The sequence below is a fragment of the Halomonas campaniensis genome (assembly GCF_014193375.1).
Lineage (GTDB): Bacteria > Pseudomonadota > Gammaproteobacteria > Pseudomonadales > Halomonadaceae > Halomonas > Halomonas campaniensis.
This window is the reverse complement of sequence record NZ_JACHZF010000050.1, coordinates 1-7,526: the sequence shown is the minus strand read 5'-3', so window position 1 is coordinate 7,526 and position 7,526 is coordinate 1. Positions and strand designations below refer to the sequence as shown.

At 68.7% G+C, this 7,526-nt stretch carries 7 protein-coding genes; all 7 read right to left on the bottom strand.

The window, feature by feature from the left end:
* Window positions 1–91: 91 nt before the first annotated feature.
* Window positions 92–1,996: a sensor domain-containing diguanylate cyclase gene (locus tag BDK63_RS17975; RefSeq protein ID WP_183334473.1), complete on the bottom strand. Its 1,905-nt coding sequence runs from the start codon at window positions 1,994–1,996 to the stop codon at window positions 92–94.
* A gap of 126 nt (window positions 1,997–2,122) precedes the next feature.
* Window positions 2,123–2,857 (bottom strand): helix-turn-helix domain-containing protein, encoded by a 735-nt coding sequence (locus BDK63_RS17970; RefSeq protein ID WP_183334472.1) that lies wholly within the window; start codon window positions 2,855–2,857, stop codon window positions 2,123–2,125.
* A gap of 240 nt (window positions 2,858–3,097) precedes the next feature.
* On the bottom strand, window positions 3,098–4,195 hold the full coding sequence (locus BDK63_RS17965) for a porin (protein WP_183334471.1): 1,098 nt from the start codon (window positions 4,193–4,195) through the stop codon (window positions 3,098–3,100).
* A gap of 418 nt (window positions 4,196–4,613) precedes the next feature.
* Window positions 4,614–5,669: a ProQ/FINO family protein gene (locus BDK63_RS17960; RefSeq protein WP_343065345.1), complete on the bottom strand. Its 1,056-nt coding sequence runs from the start codon at window positions 5,667–5,669 to the stop codon at window positions 4,614–4,616.
* A 78-nt stretch (window positions 5,670–5,747) separates the two neighbouring features.
* Complete coding sequence (locus tag BDK63_RS17955; protein WP_183334470.1) at window positions 5,748–6,314, bottom strand: dihydrofolate reductase; 567 nt, start codon at window positions 6,312–6,314, stop codon at window positions 5,748–5,750.
* 13 nt (window positions 6,315–6,327) lie between these two features.
* The gene (locus tag BDK63_RS17950; RefSeq protein ID WP_183334474.1) at window positions 6,328–7,137 is read right to left on the bottom strand and encodes a thymidylate synthase; all 810 of its coding nucleotides are present in this window, start codon (window positions 7,135–7,137) and stop codon (window positions 6,328–6,330) included.
* Window positions 7,138–7,193: 56 nt separating this feature from the next.
* Window positions 7,194–7,424: a hypothetical protein gene (locus BDK63_RS17945; RefSeq protein ID WP_183334469.1), complete on the bottom strand. Its 231-nt coding sequence runs from the start codon at window positions 7,422–7,424 to the stop codon at window positions 7,194–7,196.
* Window positions 7,425–7,526 lie beyond the last annotated feature (102 nt).

Genomic DNA, 7,526 nt, shown 5'->3' with positions numbered 1-7,526 from the left:
TCAGTGAGAGGGGCAACGAAGCGCCTTGCCATGGTTCCGTCCGTGTCAGTTATCCTACGCACATTATGCACGAAAACTTTCGGTTAGGCACTTAGCTGGCGCGGTCGGCGCGCTCCATCAGCGCCCGACCATCCTCGTCCGGCTCGTGGAGCGCCACGCCCAGGCTCGCCGAGGTGGTGAAGGTATGGCCGGCGTAGGCAAAGCGCAGCTCGGCCAGGCGGGTGCGCAGGCGCTCGGCAACCTCCCGGACCACCGTCTCTCGAGTGGCGCCCAGCAGGATCGCGAACTCGTCGCCGCCCAGCCGCGCCACGGCGTCCTCGTCGCGCACGGCCTCGCGCAGCAGGCCGCTGACCCGCTGCAGCATTTCGTCGCCCGCCGCGTGGCCGGCCGAGTCGTTGACGACCTTGAAGTGGTCGAGGTCGAGCAGGATCAGTGCCAGGGCGGCATCGTCCCGGCGCCGGCTGGCCTCGCAGGCCGCCGCCAGCCGGCGCTCGAAGCCGCGCCGGTTCAGGCAGCCGGTGAGCGGGTCATGCTCCGCCTCCCAGCGCTGGCGCCGCTCCCGCTCATGGCGTTCGGTGATGTCCTGCACCAGGCCGACGAAGCCCAGCGGCCGGCCAGCCAGGGTGACACGGCTGGCGTGCACCTCGAGCCACAGCCACTCGCCCCGCGGGCCACAGAAGCGGTAGCGCTGCTTGAGTTCCGCCGCGCCGGACAGCGCCCCGCGCCAGCCCTGGACGAATTCATCGCGGTCGTCCGGATGGACCCGGCGCAGCCAGGCGGCCAGCCGATACTCCGCCAGCGGCAGGCCCGAGAGGCGCTCCAGGGCCGGGTTGAAGTAGCTGACCTGGCCGCGGGTATCGGCCAGGAACATGCCCAGCGGCGACGACGCCAGCACCGCACGCAGGAACGCCTCGCGCGACTCCAGCGAGGCCAGCGCCTCCCGGCGGCGGCCCTCCAGGGTGTTGAAGGCATCGGCCAGCTGCGCGAGTTCCACCATGCCGGTCCTGAGCTCGATGCGCGCCAGCTCGCCCCGGCCCACCCGGGCGATCAGCCGCTCCAGGCGATGCAGGGGGCGCAGCCCCAGCCCCAGCAGCCACCACAGCAGCGGCAGCATCAGCGCCACCGTGCCGGCCCCGACCCAGCGCAGCTCCCGGGCATAGTGCCGCAGCGGCGCCTCGACCTGCTCCAGGGGCAGGAAGACCCCCACCACCCAGTCGGCCGACCACACCTGGCGAAAGGCCATCAGCCCGGGCGCGCCGTCGAACAGGCGCCCCTCGCCGCTGCCCTCCCAGCCGAACAGCGCCAGGTCCAGCAGCGGCAGCGAGGCGGCATCGGGTGCCGGCTGCATCACCCGGGCCGGGTCGGGGTGGCTGATCACCCGGCCATCGGCGGTGACCAGCACCACGTGGCCCGCCTCGCCCAGGCGGCGCCCGCGCAGGTTCAGGTAGGAGGCACCGTCGCGCAGGCTGGTGTTGCCGCCGAGGATGCCCAGGAACTCGCCCGCCTCGTCCAGCAGCGGCTGGATCACCATGACCTGGTCGATGCCGGTCTCGCCGCCCCGGTAGGGCTCGCTGACGTGGGGGCGCCTAAAGGCCTGCACGTGGCGGAAGTAGTCGCGCCCTCCGATGGCGGGCCCGCCCCGGGGGAAGGGTGGCCAGTCGGCCACCGGCTGGCCCTCGGCGTCGAACACCATCAGCCGGTCGAACAGCGCCAGCAGCGGCTGCTGGGCGCGCAGCCGCGCGTCCAGGTCGGGGTCGTCGATGGCCAGATCGTCGGCCAGGCGCGCCAGCACCCGCTGGCGCTCGGCGATCTCCCGGGAGAGCTGGTCGGCGATCAGCTGCGCCTCGTACTCCAGGTGCAACAGGTTCTCGCGCTTGGCGAGGCCGCCGCCGCTGAGATGGCCGTAGCCCAGCAGGGCCGCCACCAGCACCAGCCAGCCCAGGCCGATGCCGGCCAGCAGCCGCATGCGCAGCGAGAGGTTTAAGCGTTGAGGCAAGGGGGAATTCCCTGCGGCGTTAACATGGCCTTCATCATGCCATGGCAGGGCATCGCCACCAATCACGCACCGTCGACGCTGCGGGCCGCGGGAGCCCATCGGGCAGTGCCACAGGGTGGCCCGGAGTCAGCGAGGCCCGTCCTCGGCGATGACCGTGAGCCCCTCCAGGGAGCGCAGGGTCACCTCCCTGCCGGCCATGGCCACCAGCCCCTGGCGCTGGAAGCGGCCCATCACCCGGCTGACGGTCTCCAGCGCCAGGCCCAGGTGGCTACCGATATCCGCCCGGGACATGGCCAGGTGGAAGCGGTAGCGTGAACAGCCGCGGGCGTGGAAGCGTTCCGAGAGGCCGAGCAGGAAGCCCGCCAGGCGCTGCTCGGCGGTGCGCCCGGAAAGCAGGCAGACCTGGCGCTGGTCGCCGCGCAGCTCCCGGCCCATGCAGCGATAGAGCGCGCCGCGCAGGGATGGCAGGCGCGTGGCCAGGCGCTCCAGGTGGGCGAAGGGCAACTCGCAGACGAAGGTGCGCTCCAGGGCCAGCACCGTGGCCGGGCAGCGCGCCTCGCCGATGGCGTCCAGCCCCTCCGTCTCGCTGGGCAGGTAGAAGTGCACCACCTGATCGTAGCGGCCATCCACGTCGATCACCTGCTTGAGGCTGCCGGAGCGCACCACGAACAGGCTGGTGAAGGGCTGCCCCTGGCGCACCAGCGCCTCGCCTCGCTTGAGCGGCCGAGGCCGGTCGATGATGGCGTCGAAGGCCTCGAGCTCCTCCAGCGGCAGGCTGCGGCTCAGGCAGGCCCCGTGGAGCGAACAGCCCTCGCACAGCAGTTCGGCCGGCCCTGAACGGCCCTGGCGTACGGTCGTCATGCATTCATCCTTGATGGCTTGCGAACGGGTCGTTGACCCAAGTCAGCTTAGCCCAGGATGCCGGGCAAGGGGGAGTCGGCGTTGGTGGCAGGCTCGCAGCTGCAGGGAAATGGCAGCGAGAACAGGAAAGGCGTCGCGGTCAATCGCCGCGAGCGTCGCGTACATAGAAAGCCGGCCCCAGAGGGGCCGGCTTCTGTGTGCTGCTTCAGCGTATCGCTGCTTCGAAGGGCAAGCTGCCGCTTAGAAGAAGTAGCGAGCGCCGGTCAGCCAGTAGACATCGTCGCCGTCGGCAGAGATGTCGGAGTCCAGGCCGTCGAGGGTGATGTTGACGGTTGCCTGGTCAGCCTGCTGCAGCTCCAGGAAGACCTGGAAGGCGCTGGAGACGTTGTAGTAGCTGCCCAGTGCCCAGGAGGTGCGGCTGTCGCCATTATCCGGGTCGACATCGTAGATATCGGCGTTGAATGCCCACTGGTTGATGGAGTAGGAAGCACCCAGACCCCAGGTATCGAAACCGCCGCCGTTGACTTCGTTGTCGTCGCGGCCTTCGTAGCCCAGGCGAGCGGAGAAGCCCGGAACGAACTCGTAGGAGACGGTGGCGCCATAGCGAAGCTCGTCGTTGCCGCCATCGCCCTCGACGACGTCGTCGACGACACCGGCTGCCAGGCGCAGGCCATCGATCTCGTAGACCAGGCCACCCTGGCCGGCAACGGTAGTGCCGTCTTCGAAGGTATCGGGATTTGCACCTTCGTTCTGGCCACGATTGCTGTAGTGCTTGGCCTGCATGTAGACCTGGAAGCCTTCCAGATTCGGGGTGATATAGCCGATGGAGTCGCCGCGGGACTGGGTCGGGTGACCGGCGAACTCCAGGCCGCGATCGATGTAGACATCGAACGGGATGGTGACGGCCTGGTTGAAGAAGGAGTCGAAGTTACCGGCCTGGATGGTACCCCAGGTGTTGCTGCGCAGGCCGAGGTACGCCTGGCGGGTCTCGCTGAAGGCGTCGAAGTTGTTGCCGTTGCGGTTGCCGGACTCGTCGGCGCGGAAGCGCCACTCCAGGCGACCGAAGGCGGACATGTCGGAGGTGACCTGGTGGCTCAGGCGCAGGCCCAGGCGGGAGAAGACGTCGACAAAAGCTTCGTCGTTGTTCTGGGCGACCCGATCACCGTCACGGGTGGTCCACTCGGGACCGCCACCTGCGACACCCAGGGCGATACGGCCATAGACGTCGACCTTGGTGCCGTCCTGATCATAGACGGTAGCGGCCTGGGCGTTGGTGACGGCCATGCCGGAAGCGGCGATGGCACCAGCGATAGCAGTCGCTAACAGTGTCTTTTTCATTTTCAAGATTCCTTTGACTAGCAGTCTGTTTCGATCGTGTCTGCAGGCCTGCCCGGTGGGGGCGCTGCAGCCGGCATGGCCGGGCATGCTCTTCTTTCCTGGCTGCCGGGTTCCCTCGCGGGAAGAAGTGGCAGCGGGTGCGGCATGACCTCGGCATCGCCTTGTTATAGTCCAATGCTCGCAAGAGGAACTCTATACCGGGAGTTGGGGGAACGCAACAAGAAAAAACACTGTTTTCCTTCGTCGTGCACCCTTCCCGTGGAACTTTCCCCTGCGTTCACGGTCGTGCGGTTCTCGCGAGCGGGCCGACCGTGCCGATCACCGGCGAACCCCATCAGGACGCCGGCGGCCGGCGCCGAGCGACTTCATGATGCCCAGCTGATATGACAAAGACAAGTCAAGGCTGCCAACGCGGCGCTCAACGGCCGTTGTGCTTGGCCAGCAGGGCCGAGAGCTTCTCTTCCAGGGTGGCGGGGGCGGCCGGCGCCTCGGCCTGGGCGGGTTTGGCGGCCGGCGCCCTGTCGGCGGCGGGCGCGGCGGGCTTGCGGCCGGCGGCGCGGGGCTTGGCTGCCTGCCCCACCCTGCCCGGCCCGGCGGCCTTGCCCCGGCGCTGCTGGCGATCGGCCTGCAGGCGGTCGAGCTTCCTGCGGGCGTGCTCGGCGGCCTGGGCGTCGACCACGCCGGCCGGCTGGCCCGCCAGGTCGATGCGCTCGGCCCCCTCGCGCACCGCCTTGAGGTAGCGCGGCAGGTTGACGTAGCAGGCCAGGGCCCGGCGCACCAGCTTCTCGGGCCAGGGCTCGCGGGCGGCCAGCGCCTCGTGGATGCCCACCTGCAGCGGCCGGGTATGCCCCTTGAAGAAGGCCGACCCGTAGCGCTGGTACCACTCGGCGAGCAGCGCCTGGGGTGAGGGAGCCTCGCCGATGGGGAGGCTGTCCTGGGGAGTGGAGGGGTTCGGCGCCGGTGTACCTTCCTCCAGGGAAGGGCCAGATGTGCTTGGCGATGCCGGTGTTTCGTCGCGCCCGGTAGGCCGAGCGCCTGCGGGCGCCTCGGTGGGTTCTGCCGTTGGCTCGGGTCGCTCTGATCGCCGAAATGTCGGACCACCGATAAATCGGGCTCCCACAGGGGGCTTTCCCGACGCATCGCGCTCCGCCGCCGGCCGGCCGATCAGCGCGGAAAGTCCCTGGGAGCGGCGGTGAGGCCGGGGGAAGCCGCCCTCGCCGGCATTGCCGGCGAGGCGTTCGTGCAGCAGGTGGCGGTTGTGCTCCTCGAGCTCGCGATTCTGCTCGTCGAGCTCGCGGTTTTCTTCCTGCAGCTCCAGGCGGTTGGCCTCGAGCTCGGCGAGGCGCCGCTCCAGCTCGGCGAGCCGCCCGGTCAGCGCCTGGCGCTGCCGGCGCTCCTCCTGCAGCAGGCCGAGCAGGGTCTCGGTGCGCCCTTCCAGGGCGTCCAGCAGACGACTTGAGCGTTCCTCGATCACAACCGGTTTCCTCCAAGCGCTACATGACGAGGCAGTGCCGACAAGTCTGTGCCAGAACCCTCGACATGACAAATGTCGTCAGGCGCCGACAGGACCCCGGCGGCGATACTCCACGAAGTGGTAGTCGGGCTGCCCCTCGGCGGGGGTGCCGGGCACGCGCTGCACCTCCTCCCACTCGGCGGGGTCGATCTCGGGGAAGCGGGCGTCGCCCTTTACCTCGATGTCGACCTCGGTGAGGTAGAGGCGGCTGGCAAGGGGCAGCGCCTGGGCGTAGATCTGGGCACCGCCCATCACCATGATCTCCTCGGCGGCATCGATGGTCGCCTGCTGGTCGGCCAGGGCCAGGGCGGCGGCCAGGTCGTGGCAGACCCGGATGCCGTCGCGGTGGATGCTCTCCTGGTAGAAATCAGGGTCGCGGGTCACCACGATGTTGAGTCGCCCGGGCAGCGGACGGCCGATGGACTGGAAGGTCCTGCGACCCATCACCAGCGGCTTGGCCTGGGTCATGCGCTTGAAGAACCTGAGGTCCTCGGGCAGGTACCAGGGCAGCTGGTTGTCCACGCCGATCACCCGGTTGCGGTCCATGGCGGCGATCATCGCCACGGGAACCAGGGTCTCCTCGATCAGGGGGTCGGTGTCGCTCATGACGTCTCTCCGCTTACACCGCCACGGCGGCCTTGATATGGGGGTGGGGGTCATAGCCCTCGATGGCGATATGCTCGAAGCGGAAGTCGAAGAGCTCCGTGACGCCCGGGTCGAGCACCAGGCGCGGCGCCTGGCGCGGGGTGCGGGCGAGCTGCGTCTCGGCCTGCTCCAGGTGGTTCAGGTAGAGGTGGGCATCGCCCAGGGTGTGCACGAAATCACCTGGCTCGAGGCCCGCCACCTGCGCAATCATCCGGGTCAGCAGCGCGTAGCTGGCGATATTGAAGGGCACGCCCAGGAAGATGTCGGCGCTGCGCTGGTAGAGCTGGCAGGAGAGCCGCCCTTGTGCCACGTAGAACTGGAACAGGCAGTGGCACGGCGGCAGGGCCATCTCGTCCACCAGCGCCGGGTTCCAGGCGGAGACGATCAGCCGCCGCGACTGGGGATTGGTGCGGATCTGCTCGAGCAGCTTGGCGATCTGGTCGACGCTCCCCCCGCGCGGGTCGGGCCAGCTGCGCCACTGGTAGCCGTAGACCGGGCCCAGGTCGCCGTTCTCATCGGCCCACTCGTCCCAGATGCTGACGCCGTTCTCCTTCAGGTAGGCGATGTTGGTATCACCGGCCAGGAACCACAGCAGCTCGTGGATGATCGAGCGCAGGTGCAGCTTCTTGGTGGTGACCAGCGGGAAGCCCCGGGAGAGGTCGAAGCGCATCTGGTGGCCGAAGAGCGAGCGGGTGCCCACCCCGGTGCGGTCGCTGCGCTCCACGCCATGGTCGAGGACCTGGCGCATCAGGTCGAGGTAGGGCTGTTCGAGGGCGGGAAGCATCTGGTCGGTCACGGCGGCATCGGGGCTGGAGAGTGGGCAATGAATTCTACAGGATCTCACCGGGGATGTTGATCCGGCAGCACCAGCGCTTCGGGGAGCGAACCGTCCAGCGACATGCGCTGTTCGGCATAGTCCCGCAGGCTGTTGTAGGTTGCCATCAACATCAGGGAGAACTGCCTTGCCGACGCCAGCGCCTCGGCAAAGGCCACCGGGTCCTGCATGTATTCGTGAATCAGCTGATTGCGCAGCTTGCGTGCTGCCAGCCAGGCCTCGGTGCTTGCCAACACGCCCAGACCCCCACTGTCAAGCTAGTTGGAGCCTCAGCGGCTGTTAGACTCTGAACGATGTGGGGCGTGACGAGGTTCCGATGAAGTACTCCGACGAGCGCC

What these genes read in the sequence shown, in the direction of transcription:
- BDK63_RS17970 (WP_183334472.1), bottom strand. Translation starts at nt 2,857, where the DNA reads ATGACGACCGTACGCCAGGGCCGTTCAGGGCCGGCCGAACTGCTGTGC.
- BDK63_RS17965 (WP_183334471.1), bottom strand. Translation starts at nt 4,195, where the DNA reads ATGAAAAAGACACTGTTAGCGACTGCTATCGCTGGTGCCATCGCCGCT.
- BDK63_RS17955 (WP_183334470.1), bottom strand. Translation starts at nt 6,314, where the DNA reads ATGAGCGACACCGACCCCCTGATCGAGGAGACCCTGGTTCCCGTGGCG.
- BDK63_RS17950 (WP_183334474.1), bottom strand. Translation starts at nt 7,137, where the DNA reads ATGCTTCCCGCCCTCGAACAGCCCTACCTCGACCTGATGCGCCAGGTC.